The 22,209-nt window shown below is 62.5% G+C and carries 14 protein-coding genes; 8 read left to right on the top strand and 6 right to left on the bottom strand.

Annotation, left to right across the window (positions count from 1 at the left end; genetic code table 11):
* Positions 1 to 67 precede the first annotated feature (67 nt).
* From pgl to gndA, 3 genes are all read right to left on the bottom strand, one after another.
* On the bottom strand, positions 68 to 811 hold the full coding sequence (gene pgl / locus Q4S41_RS18265) for a 6-phosphogluconolactonase (RefSeq protein WP_305032577.1): 744 nt from the start codon (positions 809 to 811) through the stop codon (positions 68 to 70).
* The gene (zwf, locus tag Q4S41_RS18260; protein WP_305032576.1) at positions 798 to 2,315 is read right to left on the bottom strand and encodes a glucose-6-phosphate dehydrogenase; all 1,518 of its coding nucleotides are present in this window, start codon (positions 2,313 to 2,315) and stop codon (positions 798 to 800) included. Before zwf ends, pgl begins: the two co-directional genes overlap by 14 nt.
* A gap of 156 nt (positions 2,316 to 2,471) precedes the next feature.
* Positions 2,472 to 3,971 carry an NADP-dependent phosphogluconate dehydrogenase gene (gene gndA / locus Q4S41_RS18255; RefSeq protein ID WP_305032575.1) on the bottom strand — a complete coding sequence of 500 codons (1,500 nt, stop codon included), beginning with the start codon at positions 3,969 to 3,971 and terminating at the stop codon, positions 2,472 to 2,474.
* A gap of 430 nt (positions 3,972 to 4,401) precedes the next feature.
* Between gndA and Q4S41_RS18250 the strand changes: the two genes are divergently transcribed.
* From Q4S41_RS18250 to Q4S41_RS18220, 7 genes are all read left to right on the top strand, one after another.
* Positions 4,402 to 4,956 carry an RNA polymerase sigma factor gene (locus Q4S41_RS18250; protein ID WP_305032574.1) on the top strand — a complete coding sequence of 185 codons (555 nt, stop codon included), beginning with the start codon at positions 4,402 to 4,404 and terminating at the stop codon, positions 4,954 to 4,956.
* Positions 4,957 to 4,960: 4 nt separating this feature from the next.
* Positions 4,961 to 5,803: a zf-HC2 domain-containing protein gene (locus Q4S41_RS18245; protein WP_305032573.1), complete on the top strand. Its 843-nt coding sequence runs from the start codon at positions 4,961 to 4,963 to the stop codon at positions 5,801 to 5,803.
* Positions 5,804 to 5,916: 113 nt separating this feature from the next.
* Complete coding sequence (locus tag Q4S41_RS18240) at positions 5,917 to 6,687, top strand: DUF4097 family beta strand repeat-containing protein (protein ID WP_305032572.1); 771 nt, start codon at positions 5,917 to 5,919, stop codon at positions 6,685 to 6,687.
* A gap of 223 nt (positions 6,688 to 6,910) precedes the next feature.
* Positions 6,911 to 7,639: a hypothetical protein gene (locus Q4S41_RS18235; RefSeq protein WP_305032571.1), complete on the top strand. Its 729-nt coding sequence runs from the start codon at positions 6,911 to 6,913 to the stop codon at positions 7,637 to 7,639.
* Between the two features lie 285 nt (positions 7,640 to 7,924).
* Positions 7,925 to 10,489: a DUF5916 domain-containing protein gene (locus Q4S41_RS18230; RefSeq protein ID WP_305032570.1), complete on the top strand. Its 2,565-nt coding sequence runs from the start codon at positions 7,925 to 7,927 to the stop codon at positions 10,487 to 10,489.
* Positions 10,490 to 10,702: 213 nt separating this feature from the next.
* Positions 10,703 to 11,497 (top strand): HipA family kinase, encoded by a 795-nt coding sequence (locus Q4S41_RS18225; protein WP_305032569.1) that lies wholly within the window; start codon positions 10,703 to 10,705, stop codon positions 11,495 to 11,497.
* The gene (locus Q4S41_RS18220; protein ID WP_305032568.1) at positions 11,484 to 11,858 is read left to right on the top strand and encodes a DUF3037 domain-containing protein; all 375 of its coding nucleotides are present in this window, start codon (positions 11,484 to 11,486) and stop codon (positions 11,856 to 11,858) included. Before Q4S41_RS18225 ends, Q4S41_RS18220 begins: the two co-directional genes overlap by 14 nt.
* A 192-nt stretch (positions 11,859 to 12,050) precedes the next feature.
* Here the strand turns inward: Q4S41_RS18220 and Q4S41_RS18215 are convergent, their stop codons facing one another.
* The gene (locus Q4S41_RS18215; RefSeq protein ID WP_305032567.1) at positions 12,051 to 14,807 is read right to left on the bottom strand and encodes an alpha-L-rhamnosidase-related protein; all 2,757 of its coding nucleotides are present in this window, start codon (positions 14,805 to 14,807) and stop codon (positions 12,051 to 12,053) included.
* A 187-nt stretch (positions 14,808 to 14,994) separates the two neighbouring features.
* On the opposite strand from Q4S41_RS18215, the gene Q4S41_RS18210 reads away from it, so the two are divergent.
* The gene (locus Q4S41_RS18210) at positions 14,995 to 15,654 is read left to right on the top strand and encodes a response regulator (protein ID WP_305032566.1); all 660 of its coding nucleotides are present in this window, start codon (positions 14,995 to 14,997) and stop codon (positions 15,652 to 15,654) included.
* A gap of 162 nt (positions 15,655 to 15,816) precedes the next feature.
* Here Q4S41_RS18210 and Q4S41_RS18205 read toward each other — a convergent pair whose 3' ends face one another.
* Positions 15,817 to 20,478, bottom strand: coding sequence for an nSTAND1 domain-containing NTPase (locus tag Q4S41_RS18205; protein ID WP_305032565.1), 4,662 nt, complete (start codon positions 20,476 to 20,478; stop codon positions 15,817 to 15,819).
* Entirely contained in the window at positions 20,479 to 22,041 is a 1,563-nt protein-coding gene (locus Q4S41_RS18200) for a hypothetical protein (RefSeq protein ID WP_305032564.1), read from the bottom strand.
* Positions 22,042 to 22,209: the final 168 nt, after the last annotated feature.

The following is a 22,209-nucleotide window of genomic DNA, read 5'->3' as shown; positions in this document are numbered from 1 at the left end:
AGATGCTTCGGCTGCGCTCAGCATGACCGTTCTTTCTTTGCGTTCAGCAGCTTTTACCTCCTGCTGATTACTGAGAAGTCTCCGCTGCCGCTGCCTCATCCAGAAACCAGTGCAACTCACCCTCGCTGGGCGCGATGAGCTGCGCCGGGAACTCCTCCGCATCCGGCGCGTCGCGCAGCACGTGCTTCACCGCGGCAGCCTTATCGGCCCCGTACACCAGGAAAGCCACGGCGTGGGCTAGGTTGAGCAGGGGGGCGGTGAGGGTAATGCGGTGCGCGTCCAGCTCGGGCACAAAGACCTCGCGGGCGCCCACCGTGGCGTCGTGCAGCACGGCGGTGTGCGGAAACAGCGAAGCCGTGTGCGAATTATCGCCCAGCCCCAGCAGCACCAGGTCGAAGCGCGGCACGGCTTCGCCGAAGAAATCCGTGATGGTTTGGGTGTATTCCTCGGCGGCCATGGCGGGCGGCAGGGAAGTATGAACGGCGAAAACCTGCGTGGGCGCGATGTGGAGTGGGGCCAGCAGCGCCTCGGTGGCCATCCGGAAATTGCTTTGCGGGTCGGTGGCCGGCACGTTGCGCTCATCGCCGAAAAAGAAGTACACCTGCTCCCAGCGCACCCGCTCGCGGTAGGCCGGGGAGGCCAGCAGCTCGTACAGCTTTTTGGGCGAGCCCCCGCCCGACAGCGCCACCGAAAAGCGGCCCCGCGCCGCCGTGGCGCGTTCGGCCAGCGTCACAAACAAGTCGGCGAGGCCGTGCAGCACTTCCTCTACGGTGGCGAAAACGTGCAGCTGCGGGGCGTTATTTCTTTCCATTGAGGGGCAGGGTAAACCAGTGAAAACCGTCGCGGGCAATGAGGGCTTCGGCCAGCTCCGGGCCCCACGAGTCGGCCGAATAGTTGGGGAAGCTCTGGCTGGTGCGGCCCTGCCACGACTGCAGAATGGGCATCACCAAATCCCAGGCCGCCTCCACCTGGTCGCCGCGCATAAACAGGGTCTGGTCGCCCATCATGGTATCCAGCAGCAGGGTTTCGTAGGCTTCGGGGGCCTCGCTGGTGTAGGTGCCCTTGTAGTCGAACACCATGTCCACGGTGTTGAGCATCATGTCGAGGCCGGGGCGCTTGGCCTGCACCTGCAGCCGGATGCTCATTTCGGGCTGAATGCTGATAACGAGGCGGTTTTGCTGCCAGCTTTCGGCCGTTTCGGGCGGAAAGATGAAGTGCGGCACGTCCTTGAACTGGATGGTGATGATGGACGCCGAGCGGTGCAGGCGCTTGCCGGTGCGCAGGTAAAACGGCACGTCCTGCCAGCGCCAGTTGTCCACGAAAAACTTCACCGCCGCGAAGGTTTCGGTGTTCGAAGTCGGGTTGGCGTCCTTCTCCTCGCGGTAGCCGGGCACCTTTTTGCCCTCAATCCAGCCGCTGGCGTACTGCCCGCGCACGGCCGACTCGCGCACTTCCTCGGGCGTGAAGCGGCGCATGGCGCGCAGCACGTCCACCTTGCGGTTGCGCACCTCGTCGGCCGTGAAGTTCACGGGCGGCTCCATGGCCACCAGGCACAGCAGCTGCAGCAGGTGGTTCTGAATCATGTCGCGCAAGGCACCGGCGCCGTCGTAGTAGCCGCTGCGGTCGCCCACGCCCAACTGCTCGGTCACCGAAATCTGCACGTGCTCGATGTAGTTGCGGTTCCAGAGCGGCTCCATCAGCGCATTGGCGAAGCGGAAGGCCATGATGTTCTGCACCGTTTCCTTGCCCAGGTAGTGGTCGATGCGGTAAATCTGGCACTCGTCGAAAATGTCGGCCAGCAGCTTGTTCAGCGCCCGCGCCGATTCCAAATCGTGCCCAAACGGCTTCTCGATGACGATGCGCGTGCGCTTGGGGTCGTCGGCCAGCTTGCTCTTGGCCAGGTTGGTGGCGATGATGGGGAAGAACTCCGGCGCCACTGCCAGGTAGTAAATCACGTTGGCTTTGGCGTTCCATTCCTTTTCCAGCTGTGCGATACGTTGGCCGAAAGCCTTGTAGGTTTCCGCGTTTTTCGCATCGGCCACCTGGTAGCCAACGTGCGGGGCGAAGGTGCTCCACACGTCTTTTTTCGGCTTGCCAGTGCGCGAAAACTCGTTGATGTCCTCCAGCAGCTTTTCCTGAAATTGCTGGTCGGTAAGCTCAGTCCGGCCCGTGCCGATGATAGCAAACTGCGCGGGCAGCCAGCCGTCCAGAAACAAGTTGTAGAGCGCCGGGGCCAGCTTGCGGGCGTTCAAATCGCCGGTGCCGCCGAAAATGACGAAAACGGTAGGGTCGACTTTTTTGGTATTGTTATTCATGCCGGTTAGGGGGCAAATTCAGGAATGCAGAATAATGAAGAACGTCATGCAGAGTGCAGCGAAGCATCTTTACCACGAGAGTAAATAGATTGCGCTGCGTGGTAAAGATGCTTCGCTGCGCTCTGCATGACGACCGATTTGAGCGCTGGCAAAAGCCTAATTGTTCGGCGTTACGGGCTTTTCGGACTTCACTTCCTGGCCCACTTCCACGTCTTTTTTGTTGGCCGCGTCTTCGTGCTCCGGCGTCCATTGGGTGTGGAAAACGCCTTCCTTGCCAATCAGCTCGTAGGTATGCGCCCCGAAGTAGTCGCGCTGGGCCTGAATGAGGTTCGAGGGCATGCGTGCAGTGCGGTAGGTGTCGAAGTAGCTCAGGGCCGACGAGTAGCCCGGCAGCGTCAGGCCGGCCGTCACGGCCGCGGCCACCACGGCCCGGCTGCCCGGCGCGGCGGCGCTCACCACGTCGCGCACCTGCGCATCGAGCAGCAGGTGGGCCAGGTCGGGCGCTTTCTGGTAGGCGTTGAAAATCTCGGTGAGGAAACCCGAGCGGATGATGCAGCCGCCGCGCCAGATTTTGGCAATCTTGTCCAGCTCCAGGTTGTAGGAATAATCCTTCGAGGCCTTGGTCAGCAGCTGCATACCCTGAGCGTAAGTGATGGCCATGCTGAAGTAGAACGCCTGCTCCAGCTGCGCCAGAAAGTCCTCTTTATCGACCGAAAAAGCCCCGGCGGTCGGGCCATACATGCCGGCCAGCTGCTCGCGCAGGGCCTTGTATTTTGATAAATCGCGCATGGCCACGGCCGTGTCGATGGTCGGGATGGGCAGCTCCAGGTCCATGGCTACCTGCGAAGTCCACTTGCCGGTGCCCTTGGAGCGGGCCTCGTCCTTGATGTCGTCGAGGAGTAAATGGTCGGTATCGGGGGCGATGAAGCCGAAAATGTCCTTCGTAATGTCGAGTAGGAAGGACTGCAGCCGGCCCGCGTTCCACTGCGTGAACACCTGGCCGATGGCGGCGTTGTCCATGCCCAGGCCGGTTTTCAGCACGGCGTAGGTTTCGGCGATGAGCTGCATGAGGCCGTATTCGATGCCGTTGTGCACCATTTTGACGAAGTGGCCGGCCGCGCCGGGGCCGATGTAGGTCACGCAGGGCTCGTCGCCCACGCGGGCCGCAATGGCCTCAAACATGGGCTGCACCACGCGATAGGCTTCTTTGTCGCCACCCGGCATCATGCTCGGGCCGAAGCGGGCGCCTTCCTCGCCGCCCGACACCCCCATGCCGAAAAAGTGCAGGCCAGCTGCTTCCAAGGCCACGGCGCGCCGCTCGGTGTCGGTGAAGTGGGAGTTGCCGCCGTCGATGATGATGTCGCCGGGCGCGAGCAGCGGCTGCAGCTCAGCAATCACGCTGTCTACAATTTTGCCGGCCGGCACCAGCAGCATCACCGAGCGCGGCGTTTGCAGGCTGTTGAGGAAGGGCGCCAGCTCAGAAAAGCCCACTACGGGCTTGCCGGCGCCTTCTTTGGCCAACAGCTCTACTTTGGTGGCGTCTTTGTCGTAGCCGGCTACGCCGAAATTGTGGTCGGCCAGGTTCAGCAGCAGGTTGCGGCCCATGGTGCCGAGGCCAATCATGCCGAAGGAATACGCGGGGGAAGTTGTGCTCATGTCAGGTATTGGGGTGGTGAAAGAGGGCTGGGGTTGAAGGTGCAAGCAAGGCAGAAAAGAAGCAGGCCGCCGCTAAAGTTTTGATGAGGGCGGGGAAAAGAACTTCGGTTTTGAGCGTTCGCCTCATCCGATACGGGAATTAAGGCTGTCGGGGCGGGAAGGTTGCCAGCGAGCCCATTCCAGCACGGTCATGCTGAGCGCAGCCGAAGCATCTCTACCACGAGAGTAATTAATTGCATTGCGCGGTAGAGGTGCTTCGGCTGCGCTCAGCATGACCGTTCTTTTTGGTTGTTGATATCTGTTGATTATGAATAGTTTATTGGTGTTAATGTGAATTGCAGCCCACCATTCGCTAATTTTTTCTCAGCACCTTGTAACGAATCCCCCAACTCCCGGTACTCCTTTCACCTCACCCCAAACACCCCCACCCGTGACCCTCACGAGTACGAGCGATGAAGAACTGATGGCAGCCGTTCGGGCCGACGACCTCGACCAGCTCGTGCCCCTGTTCGAGCGCTACCACGGCCCCTTGTTCAACTACCTCACCCGCCTCACCAACGACCGCGACCTCAGCGAAGACCTCACCCAAACCGTGTTCGAGCGCATCCTCAAGTACCGCAGCAGCTACCAGCCCACCCAGCCTTTCAAGGCCTGGGTGTACCAGATGGCCCGCAACGTGCACGCCGACCATTGGCAGCGCCAGCAGAAGCTGCGCGCCGCCGACACCGACGTGGAGGACGTGGAACGCACCGGCGCCCTGCGCGGCGCGGCCTTCTCCCAAATGCGCATCAGCAACAGCCACGACGACCTGCACGAAGCCCTGAATCTGCTGCCCGTGCCCCAGCGCGAAATCCTGGTGCTGAACCGCTTCCAGGGCTTCGGCTACGAGGAAATCGGCAAGCTGCTGGGCTGCACCGCCGAGGCCGCCCGCGTGAAAGCGCACCGCGCCCTGCAAGCGCTGCGCAAAATCTATTTCGCCAATTAAGTCCATGAAAACGCCCGAACTATCTGCCTGCCACGAGCTCGAAGCGCTGCTGCCGGCCTACGTCGAGCACAGCCTGCCCGCCGCCGAGGCCGAGCGCGTGGCCGCCCACCTGCCCAATTGCCCCGGCTGCCAGCTGCAGGTCACCCAGCTCCGTGCCCTCACCGATGACCTCGACGCGGCCCTGCCCGAAGTGCCCCGCACCGCCCTGCGCGCCAATTTTATGGCCATGCTGGAGCAGCAAAAGCAACAGTTGAAACCGGAAGCGGCGGCTGCCGCACCAGTTGTTGCTGCCGCTCAGCCCGAGGCTAAAATAGTGTCGATGTGGCCCACAGCGGTGCTGAACAACTGGATGCGCATCGCCGCCAGCATTGTGCTGATAGCCGCTGGCGTGCTGCTGGGTCGCAACCTGCACTGGGGCCCGCAGGGTGGCACCGAAGTAGCCACTGCCGGCCCCAAAGCCGCTACGCCGCAGCTTGCGCAGGACCTGCACGGTGCCACAGCCAGCGACCGGATTCAGCTGGTGAACAACTCTAGCCGCGAATCGGAGCCCGGCGACCCCACCGTGCAGGTGCTGCTCAACACACTCAACTTCGACGCCAACCCCAACGTGCGGCTGGCCGCCTGCGAGGCCCTCTACCGGCTGCGCGAAGACCCGCGGGTGCGCGAAGGCCTGGTGCACTCCCTGGCCATCCAAACCGACCCCAACGTGCAGATTACGCTGATTGACATGGTGGTTTCGCTGCGCGTGCGCCGCGCCGTGCCCCAGCTCGAAAAGCTGTCCAAGCGCGCCGATGCGCTGCCCGTGGTGCGCGCCCAGGCCGAGGCCGGCATTGGCAAGCTGATATAAATCGCCGGTTATAAAACTTTTCAACCACCCCTTTTTCTCTCCTTTTTTCTGCATGCGGCGCCGGCCAGCCCGGCGCCGCCCTAGGACTTCACTTGCTTAAATTTTACCCTCATATGAACAAGTTCATTCTGCTCGCTTTGGCGGGCGCCCTCGCTATTCAGTCTGCCAATGCGCAGGAATACAAGACCAAGCTCGGCGGCAAAGACCGCAAAATCGTGCTCGAAATGCAAGGCAGCGACGTGACCGTGGAAGGCATCGACGGCACCGAGCTGGTGATAAAAGGCAACGGCTTCGAGCCCGCCCCCAAGCGCGCCGAGGGCCTGCACCCCATCTACAACACGGCCGTCGACAACACCAACATCGGCCTATCGGTAACGCAAACCGACAACACGGTTCGCATCGTGCGGGCCTCGCGCAAGGATGCCAATTACGTGGTGCAGGTGCCCCGGGGCTCCAGCGTGCAGTTCAACCAAACGAACTGGAACAACGGCGACCTGGTGGTGCGCGACGTGAGCGGTGACCTCGAAGTGACCATGAAATCGGGCGATATCAAGCTGCTGAACGTGGCCGGCCCGGTAGTAGCTACCACCGTGAGTGGCGACATCCAGGTGAAGTTTGCACCCATGCGCCAAGGCCCCAGCTCCATCACTACCGTGAGCGGCGACGTGGACGTGAGCATGCCCCCGAGCGCCAAGGCCACGCTGAAATTGCGTTCGGTGTCGGGCGAGGTTTACACCGACTTCGACCTGGCTATGCCCAAAAATGCCGACGACAGTATGCGCCACATCGGCGGCCAGGTGGTGGACGGCACCATCAACGGCGGCGGCAACGCGGTATCACTCAAGACGGTGAGCGGCGACATCTATGTGCGCAAAGCCAAGTAGTCGTTCGGTCGGGCGCCTCACCCCCTGACCCCGGTTCGCTTGAAGCGCGAAGCCTCAGGGAGAGGGGACACCGGTCCGGCTGCAAATGTCGTCTGACACCCCCTCTCCCTGAGGCTTCGCGCTTCAAGCGAATCGGGGCCGGGGGTGAGGCGCCCCACCAGAACGATTCTCGGAGCACAAAACCACTCTTTTACACCTTCCACTTCTGCAAAAACTCCCTCCCATGCGCCGCTTCCTATTCTTCCTCCTGTTGGTGCTTGCCACGGCCGCCCTCCAACCCGCCGCCGCCCAGAAAGTCCTCGAAAAAAGCATGGACCTGACCAAAGGTCAGCGCCTGTTTCTTAATCTGAAACAGGCCAGCACCATCCGCATTCGGGCCGGCGCCGGCAGCAAAATGACGCTCAAAGCCACCGTCAGCATCAACCAAAACCATCTCAACGACGCTCTGCAACTCAGCACCGAGCAGAGCGGCGACGAGGTGAAGCTAACGGCGGATTTTAATAAGGAAATGCTGCGCAATGCCCAGCCCGGCGACTGCCCCAGCAGCGGCACGCGCCAGGGCAATGTGTACATGAGCAACGGCCGAAACGACGACGACACCAGTTACCGGATTTGTGCCGACATCAACTACGAAATCACGGTGCCGGCCGACGCGAACCTGCGCATCTACACCTATAGCGGCAACATCGACGTGGCCGGCCTCACCGGCCCCCTGGAGGCCAAGTCGCTGAGCGGCTTCGTGGACGTGGCCTGGCCCGCCAGCCAGGGCGCCGAGCTGGCCCTGAAAACCATCACCGGCGAGGTGTACACCGACCAGGAAATCGCCTTCACTTCGGAGCCGAAGAAAAACCCCATCGTGGGCTACCAGCTGCGCGGCACGCTGCGGGGCAGCGGCCCGCTCGTCAAGCTCGAATCCATCAGCAACGACGTGTATTTCCGCAAGCGGAAGTAACCATTCCAAACTCGGGCAGTTTCCCCGCAAAAGGACGCCGGTTCGGCTCCTTGATGGAATGCTGTTGCCTAAAAATCAGGCAAGTAAAATCGTTTTTGAGTGAAAGGATTGGGGCGCTGCGGGTAAAGCTGGTCTGCAAGCTGGCGTGCCTGCGGTAGTGGTCTGGGAGAAGTTTTGGTGAGTGAAACGACGCCGAATAACCCGCCCCATCCTCTCGCTTTTTCGGGCCCGCCCGGCCCCGCTTCCGTCGGATTCCCGCTGCTCATTCTTAACCCCGACAACCCCATGCACCTCACCTTTTCTCTGCGCCTTTTTGGATTGATATTGCTCCTGAGGCTGGGCTGCCTGACGGCCTGGGCTCAGACGGCGCCCACTGTTGCTAAGCCCGCTGCCACGGCTGCGCCCAGGCGCCAGCTGGCGGCCCTGCGCATCGCCCAGCCCGTGAAGCTCGATGGTGTGCTCGATGAAGCCGCGTGGCGCGAGGCGGCCGTGACCGGCCAGTTCACGCAGCAGCGCCCCAAGCCCGGCGTGCCCGAAAAATTCTCCACCGAAGTGCGCGTGCTCTACGACGACGCGGCGCTGTACGTGGGCGCCGTGATGCACGACGTGGCCCTCGATTCCATCCCGCGCGAGCTGACGGCGCGCGACAACACCGGCAATTCCGACTTCTTCGGTATTTTCCTCGATACCTATAACGACCACCTCAACGGCTACGGCTTCATCGTGACCAGCAGCGGCGTGCAGCTTGATTCGCGCTATTCGCCGGCTGGCGGCGAAGACTTCAACTGGAACGCCGTGTGGGAAAGTCGCGCCGCCCTGCAAGGCACCGATTGGGTGGTGGAAATGCGGATTCCGTACTCCGCTATCCGTTTCAGCACGGCCGACGTGCAGCACTGGGGCCTGAACTTCATGCGCCAGCGCAAGCGCGACAACGCCGCCTATTTCTGGAACGAGGTGAAGCCGCAGGTGGATGGCTTCGTGAACCAGTGGGGCGAGCTGACGGGCGTGCAGGGCGTGAAACCGCCGCTGCGCCTCTCGCTCACGCCCTACGTGAGCGGCTACGTGAACGACAACCCGCTCAGCGCCGCCGGCACCAAGCGCACCACCACCAGCTTCAACGGCGGGGCCGACATCAAGTGGGGCATCAACGAAAGCTTCACCCTGGATGCCACGCTGGTGCCCGATTTCGGGCAGGTGCAGAGCGACAACCAGGTGCTGAATCTGTCGCCTTTCGAGGTGCAATTCAATGAGAACCGGCAGTTTTTCACCGAAGGCACTGAGCTGTTCAACAAGGGCAACCTGTTCTATTCGAGAAGGGTAGGGGCCACGCCCATCGGCTTTTACGGCGTGACAGCAGGCGCCAATGAGCGCATCGTGCGCAACCCTTCGGAAACGCGGCTGCTGAATGCCACCAAAGTATCGGGGCGCACCAGCAAGGGGCTGGGCGTCGGCGTGTTCAATGCCCTGAGCAACGACATGTACGCCACCATCCGCAACACCGAAACCGGCCAAGAGCGCGAGGTGCTCACCCAGCCGTTTGCCAACTACAACATTGCCGTGCTCGACCAGAGCCTCAAGCACAATTCCTATGTCTCGCTCATCAACACCAACGTGACGCGCGCCGGCAGCACCTACGACGCCAACGTGACCGGCGGCCTTTTCCGCTTCGCCAACCCCAAAAACACCTATGCCGTGGACGGCCGCGTGGTGTACTCGCGCCGCCGCGGCACGGAGTTCGGCAGCACGCAGGAAGTGTCGGACCGCGACGGCTACAAGTATCAGGTGGGGCTGAGCAAAATCTCGGGCAATTTCACCTGGAGCTACAACCACGGCATCGAGTCGGATACTTATAACCCCAACGACCTCGGCATCCTGTTCGGCAACAACAACATCACCAACTCGCTGGACCTGGCCTACCGCCGCTACAAGCAGTTCTGGAAGGTGAACAACCTGTACGTGTTTGGCAACGTGAGCCATGCGCTGCTCTACAAGCCGACTTTATATCAGGCCCTGAACTTCTACCTCGGCGCCAACACCACCTTCACCAAGAGCTTCTGGCAGCTGGGCTTCGACCTGAACGTGGACCCCGTGACGCACGACTTTTTCGAGCCGCGCACCGCGCCGCTGGGCCAGTACTACGTGCGCGTGCCGGCCAACACCCGCTTCGCTTTCTTCTTCAACTCCGACTCGCGCAAGAAATTCGCCCTGAGCTGGAACGCCGGCTTCCAGCGCTACGCCCAGGACGAGCGCCTGGCATACCGGCCCCGCCGCACCGGCTACAGCCTGGGTTTCTACCCGCGCTACCGCGTCAACGACCACCTAACCTTCCGCTACAGCGTGGACTGGAGCCTGCGCAACAGCCAAATCGGCTACGTGAACGGCGGCCTCTCGGCCAGCGAAATCCTCGACCAGACCTTCATGGGCCAGACGCTGCTGGGCCGCCGCGACGTGGCCACCATCGCCAACGTGGCCTCGGTGGCTTACACCTTCACCAACCGCATGTCGTTCACGCTGCGCCTGCGCCACTACACCAGCAACGTGCGCTACCTCGATTTCGCCACCCTGGGCAAGGACGGTGTCGAAACGCCTGCTGCTTACCAGCGCAACCGCGACAACACCTACAACGCCTTCAACATCGACGCCGTGTACTCGTGGTGGTTCGCGCCCGGCTCGCAGCTGAGCATCGTCTGGAAAAACGCCGGCTCGACTTATCTGCTGGCCGAGCAGGCCACCCCGCAGTTCTTCGATAACTTCAACAACACCATCAATACGCCGCACAATAACTCGGTGTCGGTGAAGGTGCTGTATTACCTGGATTATCTGGCGCTACGGAAGAGTATGGGGCGGTAACGTTCTGGCGGGGCGCCTCACCCCCTGGCCCCGGTTCGCTTGAAGCGCGAAGCCTCAGGGGGAGGGGGCACCGGTTCGGCTGCAAGCGTCGTCCAACTCTCTTCTTCCTGAGGCTTCGCGCTTCAAGCGAACCGGGGCCGGGGGTGAGGCGCCCTGCCAGAACGCCATATGACCATTTTATAACCTTCCTTTGCGCGGCAAACCCTCTCTCCAATGCCGCCTCCCGCTGCCCCTGACCTCCGCACCGTCGTGCTCACGCGCTACGTGACCCCGCTCCGCGAAGGCGGCTCCCTGCCCGCCCTAATGGAGGCCGACGACAACTTCCTCTACGTGGTGAAATTCCGCGGCGCGGGGCAGGGCGTGAAGGCCCTCATTGCCGAGCTGATTGTGGGCGAGCTGGCCCGCGTGCTGGGCCTGCGCGTGCCGGAGCTGGTATTTTGTGAGCTGGACGAGAGCTTCGGCCGCACCGAGCCCGACGAGGAAATCCAGGACCTGCTGCAAGCCAGCACCGGCCGCAACCTGGCCCTGCACTACCTCTCCGGCGCCATCACCTACGATGCGCTGGTGACCACCATCGAGCCGCACCTGGCCTCCCAAATCGTGTGGCTCGACTGCCTCACGCTGAACGTGGACCGCACCGCCCGCAACACCAACATGCTGATGTGGCACAAGGAACTGTGGCTCATCGACCACGGCGCCGCCCTCTACGCCCACCACGCCGGCCCTGAGTGGGCCAAGCCGCGCCCGCGCCCCTTCCCCCAGGTGAAGGACCACGTGCTGCTGCCCCAGGCCAGCGAGCTGGCCACCGTGGACGCCGAAAGCCGCGCCCGCCTCACGCCGGAAGTCCTGCGCGCCATCGTGGCCCAGGTGCCCGACGAGTGGCTGACCAACGGCGATGCCCCGCCTGCCCAGCAGCGCCAGGACTACGTGAGCTTCCTCGAAGCCCGCCTCGCAGCTTCCGAAACCTTTGTTCAGGAAGCCCAAGCCGCCCGCCATGCACTTGTTTGAGTACGCCGTGCTGCGCGTGGTGCCCCGCGTAGAGCGCGAAGAATTCCTGAACGTCGGGGTCATTCTCTATTGCAAAGACCAACGCTATCTGGAAGTGCGTTGTGAATTGCCTGAAGCGCGCCTCCGCACCTTCGCGCCCGATTTAGACCTAGAAGAAGTGGCCGCCCGCCTGCACGCTTTTGAGCGCATCTGCCAGGGCCGCGCCACCGGTGGCACCATCGGCCAGCTGCCCATTGCCGAGCGGTTCCGTTGGCTCACGGCCACGCGCAGCACCGTGGTGCAGTGCTCGCCCGTGCACCCCGGCCGCTGCACCGAAGCCGCTGAGACGCTGGAGCGACTGGTGGAGCAGTTGGTGGGGTAAGGGAGCAACCAGCACGCCATGTCGAGCATTCTGCGCATCAAGCAGAGGACCGAGACATCTCGCGCGCTTCGCCTGTCATCCTGAGCGCAGCGAAGGACCTTATCACGTCCGAACCGATTGAATTGCGGCAAATTGTGCTTCAGTGATAAGGTCCTTCGCTGCGCTCAGGATGACAGGCGAAGCACGCGGTTCTTACTCCACACGCCGCACCCGCAGATAATCCAGCATGGCTTGGTTCACCGCCCCGTTCATGTTCTCATTGGCCGGCTCCAGGGCCAGCGTGAGCTTGTACGTGCCTTTGGCCAGCCGCACCAGAATGGGGTTTGAGAAGCCCCAGTTGCTCCACTCGCCGGTGCCGCGCTGCGGCAGCACCACCGTGCCCAGCTGCTCGGCGCCGCGCCGCAGGGTGCGAATGGCGCACTTGTTCTCGGTGTTGATGGGGCCGTTGCCGTTGGCGTAGCGGAAATCGAGGGCATAAAGACCGGTTTCGGGCACTGTCACGGGGATGGTGAGGGTCTTGTTGATGCTGGTGCTGATTTCAATGAAGCCTTGGCCGGAGTAGCCTTTGAAAGCCTGAGTAGCTTTGGGGGCCAGGGTTTCGAGCTGTACTTCGTCACCCGACATGCCAACCGGCAGCGGTTCGCTGGCAAACGACTCGCTGCTATCGGCCGCGATGGCAATTACCTGCAAGTCGGTTCCCAGTCCTACAGCAGGCAAGTAAGTTGCCGTCGTGCGCCGCAGCAATTTTCCATTATCCAATACTTGGTATGCCTGTGCTCCTGCTATCGCCGGCCAGTACAAACGCAGCTTCAAATGCCCATCATTGTTCTTGCCCTCCAGCTTTGGGGCAGGCGTTTCAGGCGCGAAGGCATTCGCCACCCGAGTAACTGGCGCGGCGGCCGGCGCCTGGCTTTTCAGCACAATGTGCACTGCATGCCGCCCCGTGAGGCTGGCCGGCACCGCCGCGTCGGCCAGCGGCTGCCCATCGAGGGTGATGCTGCTGATTTCGTTGCCGAAGCCTTCCATCTCAACATCCAGCACCGCTTTGCGATAGTGGAAGCCCGTGAGCCGGCGCTGGCCCCGAAACGCCTGCGGCACGAAGGGCCGGAACACCAGCCGCTCGGGCTCCCATTGCATGCCGAATAGCACCTTGTACACCAAACTCAGGCTGCCCGACAGGCTCCAGAGCATGTTTGAGGAGTTAATTTGGGTGCCGGCAAAGTCGCCGTTTTCGGCCACGAAATTTTCCTTGTTGGTTAGAAACAGCGCCGCTGGGCGGTAGATGGCCGCCATGCTCTCCAGCACCGACTGTTCGTTGCCGACCTGGGCGCCAGCCAGCGCCCAGAAGCTCTGCACAAAGGGCCACACGGCGTTATTGTGATAGGGAGGGATGCCCGGAATCTGCGGGTAGAGACAGGGAATACCGAAAGGCGTGGTTGGGGTTTTACTCACCACTTCCCGCGCCCGCTCAGCATCGGCCACGCCGAAAAGCACACTCAGCGCTTCGCCCAAGGCCTCGGCGCGGGGCGAGAGCACCAGCGAAGTGCGGCCGTAGAGAAACTGGCCGTAGTAGCCTTTGTCGGCCTGCCACAGGTGCTGGTTGATGCCGCGCTTGATGGTTTCGGCCCGTTGCTCGTGTTGCGTGGCCACAGCCTGCTCACCCAGCTGCCGGGCCATTTGGGCCAGCACCACGTTGGCTTGGTAATGCACAGCGTTGGTGCCCAGGTTCTCGCTCTGGTAGATGTCTACGGGCTGCATCCAGCGGGGGTAGGTTTGCTCGCGCCAGTCCAGAAACGACGACTCGCCCCGCACCAGGCCGGTGGCCGGGTCGTAGGCATTCTGCACGTCGTCGGCAATGGAGTTTTTGATAATCGGGTACACCCGCCGCAGCCAGGCCTCGTCGCCCGTCACCTTGTAAATCTCCCAGGCCGCCGTAGCCCAGATAATGCGGTCCGTGGAGCACGGGTAGGCCCCGCCCGTGCCCGTGTCCTGAATGATGCGACCTTGGGGCGAAACCTTGCGCAGCAGGCTGTTCATGGCCACTTTCGGCTGCAGGGCGGCCTGCGCCAGAATGATGCTGTAGCTGATATCCCGGGTCCAGACGCCCGCCCATTCCTTGCCGGTGCGGAAGGTGCTGTCGGGCTCCACGGCGCGGCGGGCCTCTTCCAGGGCCAGGTTGTAGAGCGCATCGGCCAGCGGGTAGTCCGATGAATACTGCGGAAAATCGGCCGTATTGAGGCTTTGCTTCCACTGGCCGGCGGTGGTTTTGGCGGCGGCCGGCTGGTTCAGCGTCAGCATGGTTTCGTAGATGCCGTCGCCGTCCGGGTCCTTCATTTCCAGCTCGGGCTTGTTCACCAGATTGTCGAAATCCCAGCTCAGCGGCGCGGCCGAACCGGCCACGAAGACATGCTTAAGGTCCTGCTGGTAAAGTTTCTCGCCCCGGAAGTTGGTGTAGTAGCCCTGCTTTTTGAAGGCGGCTAGCACGGGACGCATATCCAGCCGGATTTTTACCGGGGTATTCGGCGCCAAGTAGGCATCGGCCGGCAGGGGCGTGGCATCCACGTAGCGCTGGCCGAAGACGATAGGCGGCGTTTCGATGTCCCCGCCGCCCGGTCGGGGCACGGCCACCAGCTGGTGGTCCTGGCCCGTGGGCATCTCGTTGTCCTTGCCATTGATGCTGAACTTGAACGCTACCTGCGGGCTCAAAAATGCATTGGCCGGGCTGTGGTAGTTCGACACCAGCTCGGTGGCCGACAGCGCCCGCGCCTCAAACGGGCCCTGCACCACCCGGTCGGGGTAGAGCGTATAGGCTTCCGATTGCCAGATGGGCGCGGCCGGGGCAGCCGGAGCCGGAGCCGGAGCGGTGGCCCCAGCGGCGGGTTTGAGGGTTTGGCAGGAAGGCATCAGGATGGAAGCCAGCAGGCAGGCCGACAGCGAAATGTGTTTCACAGGCAACGTGTACGACGAGGGCGGGAAGATGTGCACAAAGGAACAAACCTTCGCCTCGAAAGCGTGGCACCCGCACAGTTTATTACTCAAGCGAGTCAGGGCCCGCGGCGGTCACTCCGGAAGCTAAAAAGTAAGCACACTCATTGGTTTGATTAAACATTCAATATATTTAATTAAAATTGCTGCTATGACTCGCTTATATATCGTAGACGACCATGCCCTGGTGCGAAGCGGCCTGCGTGCCGTGCTGGCCGCTGAGCCCGACCTGACGGTGGTGGGCGAAGCCGCCGAGGGCCAGGCGCTGCTCAACCAGCTGCCCTCCAATCCGGCCGATGTCGTGTTGCTCGACCTCAATATGCCGGGCCTCGATGGGCTTGCCACGGTCCGGCGCCTGCATGCGGAGTTTCCCGAAGTGGGCATCTTGGTGCTTTCCATGCTGGCCCACGAGTGCACGGTGGCGCAGGTGTTTGCGGCGGGCGCGCTGGGCTACATTCTCAAAAGTGCCGCCACCAGCGAAATCATAGCGGCCCTGCGGGCGGTGGCGGCCAGCCGGGCTTTCCTGTCCACCGAAATAGGCCTTGCGATGCTGCACCGGGTGACCACCTACCCGATGCTGGTGCCCACGGCCAGCGCGGCCGAGGCCCTGACGGCCCGCGAACAGGAAGTGCTACAGTGCATCGCCGATGGCCTGACCAACGTCGAAATCGCCGATAAGCTCTTCATGAGCAAGCGCACCGTCGAAACCCATCGGCAAAACATCATTGCCAAAACCCACACCAAGAACACGGCCGCGCTCATCAAATTTGCCGTGCAGCGCGGCTTGCTTGCGCAGGCCCAGCCGGGGTAGCGCACAACCGTTTGGCGGGCTTGTCGCGCGGAATACCACCAAGGGTACCTTTTGCGAGCGGGTAGGGGAGCGGCCGGCGTTGGCTTAGTCATATGGTGGCACACCACCGCCAGGTTCAGGGTTCTACGCTTCGGATGGCGCAAGCGAGCCGAACCTTGGTACCTACTCGGCAAAACTCAGGTAATCAGCGGGTAGGGTTAGGCCTTCTTCGTCGTATTCGTGCCAGCCGCTGTCGATGGCGGGGCTTATGAAGTGGGCGTAGCCCAGCAGCGCCTGATTGGCAAACGAGAACTTGGTAAACCCAAACACGAATGGCGACTTGTTGATTTCGTCGTTGGCTTTGTACAGGTCGTTGGCCAGGCCGTAACCTTTGAATGGAGCTTTGAGGGCGATGCCCAACGGGCCTTTTTTCAGGCGGTAGGCGAGCGGGCGGGCAATGAGCGGAATGGTGTCGAGTTGGTTTTTGGGGATGAAAGGCCGCCAGAAACACACCGCCAGGATGCTGGTAGAGGGGTGAATGGCATTCGTTTCTTCGTCGTCGGCACCCACCACCCCCGCCTGGGTCTTGACCAGGTATTCGGACAAGAAGTTGTCCAAGGCCGGCTGTACCTGCTGGCTGTTGGTTAGCATGGCCTGCTCGGCAATGCGAATCTTGTGCGCGTAGTTCATCTGGGGCAGCATGTAGCCGGTAGTGGCAATGATGGAATCGGCCAGCGCAAAGGCGTCCAGCGTATAGCCGCCCCGCGCCATTTCCAGCGCCAGCTCGTGCATGGCATTGTCCATCGCTACGCTGTAGTAAGGGCCGAAGAACTCATTTACCTTGGCGTTTTCGCCGCCGGCCCGTGTGCCTGGGCTACCGGCCAGCCCCGCCGATTCCGAGGGCATTGCCTCGTCATTGAGTTTCACCAGCCGCCGGTTTGTCTTCAGCAGGTCAGCAGCAATCCTTTTTCGGAAAGCACTGCTCGCCAGTTTGTCACGGCTCTGAATGGATTCTTCTATTTTAAGCAACAGCAGGTTGCGCTGCTCGCGGAAGGAATTGCCCGGTATACTGGTTTTCGCCAGGGCCCGTATCAGGGTCATGTTAGGATAGGGCTTCCAGGCTTCCGCAAAAGCCGTGCTATCCAGGAGCTGCACCACCGGCCATTCGGGTTGGGCTTGTCGGGCCTGGCGCTGAAGCTGGTACAGGAAAAAGGCGTCGAACGAACAAGTGTAATGGGCAGTGGAGGATAGGCTGCCGAAAACCGGAATCTCGGGCCGAATCGGGGATTGCAAAAAAGTAAGCAGGTTCTGGGTGTCGTCGCCGCGCTGGGTGGTGCCCACGTCCTCCGGCAGGCAGGCCTGGGTGGCTTTCAGGTACGGTTTCAGGTTCAGCACGTCGCGGCTGAACTGGTCGAAGGATTGCGCGGCATCGCGCGGCAAGTTCTTGATTTCGAACAGATAAATGCCGTGCGTTTTAGCCCAAAAAGCGTCCAGGGCCAGCTGGTTAAGCCGGGCGCGGTCTGCGGCGCCCGGGCCGCCCGGTGCGAGGGGTTGCTTGTTGGGCCCGGTAAAGAGGGTTTCGGAGCTGGCAATTTCTCCGTTGGCGCCTTGCAAAGCCGCCCAGGCTTTGTCGCGGGTGGCCGCGGGCAGCGAAAAGCTCACGCGGTCCAGGTTCAGCTGTTCGAGGCTGACGCCGCCAACCCGGGCCGGCCGCCCGCCCCACGAGAGCAGCGACCGGGCCCCGGGCGACAGCTGCGACGCCACATCCTGGCCGGCATCGAACACGGCGGGCAGCGGTTTTACACTCAACAGGTCGTACACTGTGGCTGCGTACAACTCGCTGAAGGGCAGCTGGCTGGCCTGGGCGCACGCCGCCAGCAAGCCCCGCGCCGACCGGGCATCCAACAGCTCGTATTTGAGGAGGTACGGTACCAGCGCCATGCTGCTGTTGATTTTGGTGGTGTCGCGGGCAGAGTATTCGGTGATGTAAGCCGGCCGCGTGAGGCGCTGGGCGCGCAGCGTGTCGAGGCACCGGAGCACCTTCGCTGGGTTTCCCAGCGCCGCAAAGGCCATGGCCGCGGTCAGGTAGCCGCCGCTGCTGGCGGTGAATTTTGTGTGGTTCTCCTCAGTCTGGGCATACAGGCCCTGGCCTGACGGAAAAAGCCGGTTGAACTGGCGGCGGCTGTTGCGGTCGAAGGGGCTCAGGCCGTTCAAAAACGCCAGGTCGGCGCGGCCGTCGCGGCCCTGGCCCAGCAGCACGCGCAGGCAAAACCCAAACGCCACGGGGCTTGGCGCGGGGCCGGTCGTCGATTCAATCTCGGCCTTCACGTAGCCGCGCAGCTTCTGCAGCAGCGCCTGGCGCCGGGCTTCCAACTCCAGCCGCACGGCCTGGTGCCCGGCCGAGTCGGGCCGAACGCTGGTTTGCACCTGCTGGTCGCAGGCCAGGTAGTAGGCCAGCGCTATCACGGTGCGCGCCGTGCGCACGGCCAGCCGGCGCTGCTGCTCGCCCGGGGCAACCCCGGCCTGGCCAGCGGCGGGGGCAATGGGGCCGGCCTGGTCTAGCCGCAGCACCAGGTCGCTGAGGATGGGCTGCATGGCCGGGTTGGCCCTGGCTACCCGGTCATACTTCAGGTTGTTCACCAAAGCCAGCATGCTCAGTTCCGTATCCAGGGCCAGCGTGTCGTCTTTTAGAATGGACAGCATTTGCGGGAAAGCGTAGTCGGCGGCCGTTCGGGGGCCGAGCAACGGGCGGTACGCCACCTCTTTCAGCCGGTCGGCATTGAGAATAAAACGGGCGATGTCCTGCACCGGGAGCACCGCCACCGTCCAGTCCAAGGTTTTAGTGGCCTTGTTGATGAGGCGGGTGGCGCTGATGAAATCCTTTTTATTCCGGGCCATTTTCAGCAACGCATTGCCCCGCTTCAACGACGAGTCGGCCTGCACTCTTTCCCAAGCCCGTTTTTTCGTCTGCTGCACATACGTGGCCAGCTCGGTCCGGCCATTTTCCACCATCTGGCCGGCCACGTAGTCGCTCTGCATTTTGCGCTGCGGCCACCACAGCACGGCGCCTATTACCAGCAGCACGGGCAGCACAATGGCGGCCGTCAGCCGCCACACGCCATAGCGCGCGGCCAGCAGTTCCGACCACAGGTGGCGGCGGCTGGTTTCGAGGTAGCGCGTGAGCAAGCCCACCGGGGTTTCCGAGGGGCCCGTGCCCAATAAGGCGTCGGGGTTGGCTTCCTGGTAATAAGTCAGCCAGCTGTCGGCGCCTTTTTTGCTGGCGTACCAGTCCGAAAAATACCGGTAGAGGCCAATAGGTAGCAAATAGCCGCGGTTTTCGGCTTCTTGCTTCCAGCGGCCGGCCTGCTGCTGGAAGTCGCTGGCAATGTTCACGTCCTTGGCTTCGAGGTGCGCCCATTCGGCCAACTGGTTCCAGTTTCGAATCAGGCTTTCGTGGCTGATGTCGAGCACCGTATCGGGGGGCAGCACGGCGCGGTCGTCGGCATCTTCGCTGAGAAAGGGCGACAGAAAAGTGGTTCCCTCGGCCCGGAAAGGGCGTAAAATGCGGCACACCACTGCCCAGGGCAGGGCCGCCTCGCCCAGAATGGCCGTAACCTGGGCGCCCGTGACGCGGTTGCGCACCACGCGCTGGCCATCGGTGCGCGTCAGCACCCGAAAGGTTTGCTCGATGACGCGCTCGGCGGTGCCCGGCGGCAAGGGCGGCTGAAAATCCTGGTTGTAGAGGTCGTTGGCTTCGAAATAAAGCTGGTTGGCGTGGGCATCCAGCACGTTGCGCAGCCCAGCGTTGGCCAGCAAAAACTGCTGCTGGTGGGCCGGCAGCGTGGCGCGCCAGGCCGCAAACCGCGTCTGGTCTTCGGGCGGCAGCTCGTCGCTCAGCCCGCCCACCATGGCGTAGTGAAGGAGGTCCATTTCCTCGCGGCCCTCGTTGGCGGCCAGCCAGATGCGGCGCAGCGCGTGCTGCAGCACCGGCAGCTGGTCTTGGCCCTGGCCAATGTCGTAGAGCAGGCGCTGCACCAGCCGCTCGCTGATGCGGTTGCCGCTGAGCAAGGCCGGTTCCTTGATGACTTCCAGAAACTCGTGGCGCAGCAGCCGGGGCACGAAGTACTGGCTGGCCCCCACCTGCTCAATCAGCCCCCGAAACTCGGCGCACTGCCCCACAAAATCGGAGCGCATGGTGCACACGATGTAGATGGGCAGGCCCTCGGCCTGGGCCAGCCGCACGGTTTCGAGCAGCAGGTTCACTACGGTTTGGGCGGCCGTGGTGGGCTGGTCGCCGTCGTAGTTTTCGGGGTTGGTGAAGAATTCCTCAAACTGGTCCACCACCACCAGCAGGTTGCCGGCTTGGCGCAGCATCTGGCGCTGCTCGGCGGGCGTCAGGCCCTCGGGGAGCGTGGCGGGCAGGCACAGCGCCGATGCCTGGTAGAGCTGCACCAACGAAGAAAAGCCCCTTTGCAGCTCCGTTTCTACCGAGCCGGGGCTGGGCAGGCGTAGGGCCGTGGCCAGGGCCTGCGCCAGGTTGGCCAGTGGGCTGCGCTCGGGCCGGAAGGTGGCCACCGCCCAATTGCTGTAGCGCGCCCGCACAAACCCGGCCCGCACCTCGGGCAGCATGCCGGCAAACACGAGCGACGACTTGCCGTCGCCCGAGGCGCCGGTTATCATCACGAAGTGCTGCTCCACCAACAGGTCCAGGCACCGGGCCACGTGGCTCACGCGGCCCCGGAAATAAATGGCTTCCTTTTCGGTGAAGGTGCGCAGGCCGGTGTAGGGGCAAATGGGTTCGTCGAGCTCCAACTGGGCCGACGCGGAATCGGGGGCGGTGTCCATCTAGGCCGGCGAATTAAATTTCTGAAACACGCGCTGCACTTCCTCGCTCACGGTTTGGTGCGCCTGAATGCGCGATATCACCTTCGGGGCCTTGAAGTTGCGCAGGCTGTTCTGCTCGGGGTCGTCTTCGCCCATAAACAGGATGGGCGTGGGCGAGGCGGCCCCGCCCACCAACTGCCACACCTGTTTCACGAAAGGCAGGGCCCAATCGGCGCTGTACTTAAAATACACCACCGCCAGCTTGCTCTTGGGAATGGCGCGCACCGCTTTGTCCTTGTACACCTCGGCGGTGTCGGGCTCGATGGTGAGCATATCCAGCGTGAAAGCCTCGCCCAACTGGTCGGTAATGGCGTTGGCCTCGTCGAGGTCCAGGGAGTTGCAAACGAAGCAGATGTCGGTTTCCTTCTCAACCGCCGCCGCGGGCGGGGCGGTTTGCACCAGGGTGCTGCGCAGGTCGGCCACCACTTGCGGGGCATTGGCGGCGCTGCTGAACATGTACTGCGTCGTCTGCTCGTTGCGAATCTTGTTGACGAAGGCCTGCTGTTCTCCGTTGACGTCCAGGGTCGCATCGGGACTGAACCACACCAGTTGCCGAAACGCGGGCCGGCCCGCGGCCTGGCGGCGGGCCTCCTCGTAGGCGTACTTGGGCAGCGAGTTCGTTTCGTCGTCGTCGAAGCGCCGGCCAAAGTCGTTGCCCAGCAAGTGCAGCGAGCAGTCGGCCGCCGCCAAACCTTCCTGCGTGCGGCGCCGGAACTCCTCTTCGTCCATGGGGCAGTCGGTGGTCGGCACCACGCGCAGGCCCGCTTTGGTGCACATCAGGGCCAGCTCTTCGCGGCGCGATTTCAGTTTGGTCGAGGTCGTCCAGGCCAGAAACACCACCGGGCCCGTGGCCGCCGGGGCCGAAGTCAGCGGCGCTGCCAATGTCGAAAATACCGGCGCCGGAATTGCCGGGGCCGGCAGGGGCTTGCTGGTGGCGGCCTCCACCAGGTCTTTGATGGTGTTGGCCACCTTGTTCAACTGGTTGCAATAAATCAGCCCGTTGCTGGTAGCCGGCTTCAGGTCTTCGTCCTTGGCGCGCAAGGGCCGGTTGACGCCCTGCGCTTCGTACACAAAATCGATGGAGCGCAGGAACCCCCCCAAGGTGTGCTCCAGCAGCTGCGAGTCCTTGTCCTCCAGGTTGTGGATGCGCAGGGGGAGAATCCGGCTGCTCACGCCGCCTCCGGCCAGTTTCAGGTTAAGCCCGAGGCGGTCGGTTTTGGCCCGCTCCAGGAACGGCAGGAATTCGTACCGCCACGAATACTTTTCCGTATCGCAGTAAGTTGCCGAAATCACCGGCATCAGAATCATCGATTTCAGCACCCGGTGGTCGAGGCTTTCCCGCACCAGGTGGGTGTCGCCCAGCCCGTCGCGGGTGTCCCGGTCGTAGTAGATGTGGAGCTCCTTCCCAAAAACGGTTAGCAGCTCGTGCTGGAGGCGGGTAATAAAATCAGCCATCCACTCCTCGTCGTTGTGCCGGTAGCTGATGAAAATGTCGTATTCAAAATCGGGGAGCAAAGCCGCCATAAATAGAGTAGAGGAGGGTAGAAATTATTATAGACGTGCAAGTTAACCCGTAGTAAGGAATGCTTTTTTAAATAATGCAACTCGGCCGCGCCCGCCACTGCTGAGGTAGCGGACGCGGCCGTCCGGAAGGCGTGGTTACGCAAGCCAATGGGCCGCTGGCGCCACCAA

Origin of the sequence: Hymenobacter convexus, from assembly GCF_030580955.1 — a bacterium.
Classification (GTDB): Bacteria; Bacteroidota; Bacteroidia; order Cytophagales; family Hymenobacteraceae; genus Hymenobacter.
The sequence above is the reverse complement of the archived record's forward strand: the minus strand, read 5'-3'. Positions and strand labels throughout refer to the sequence as shown.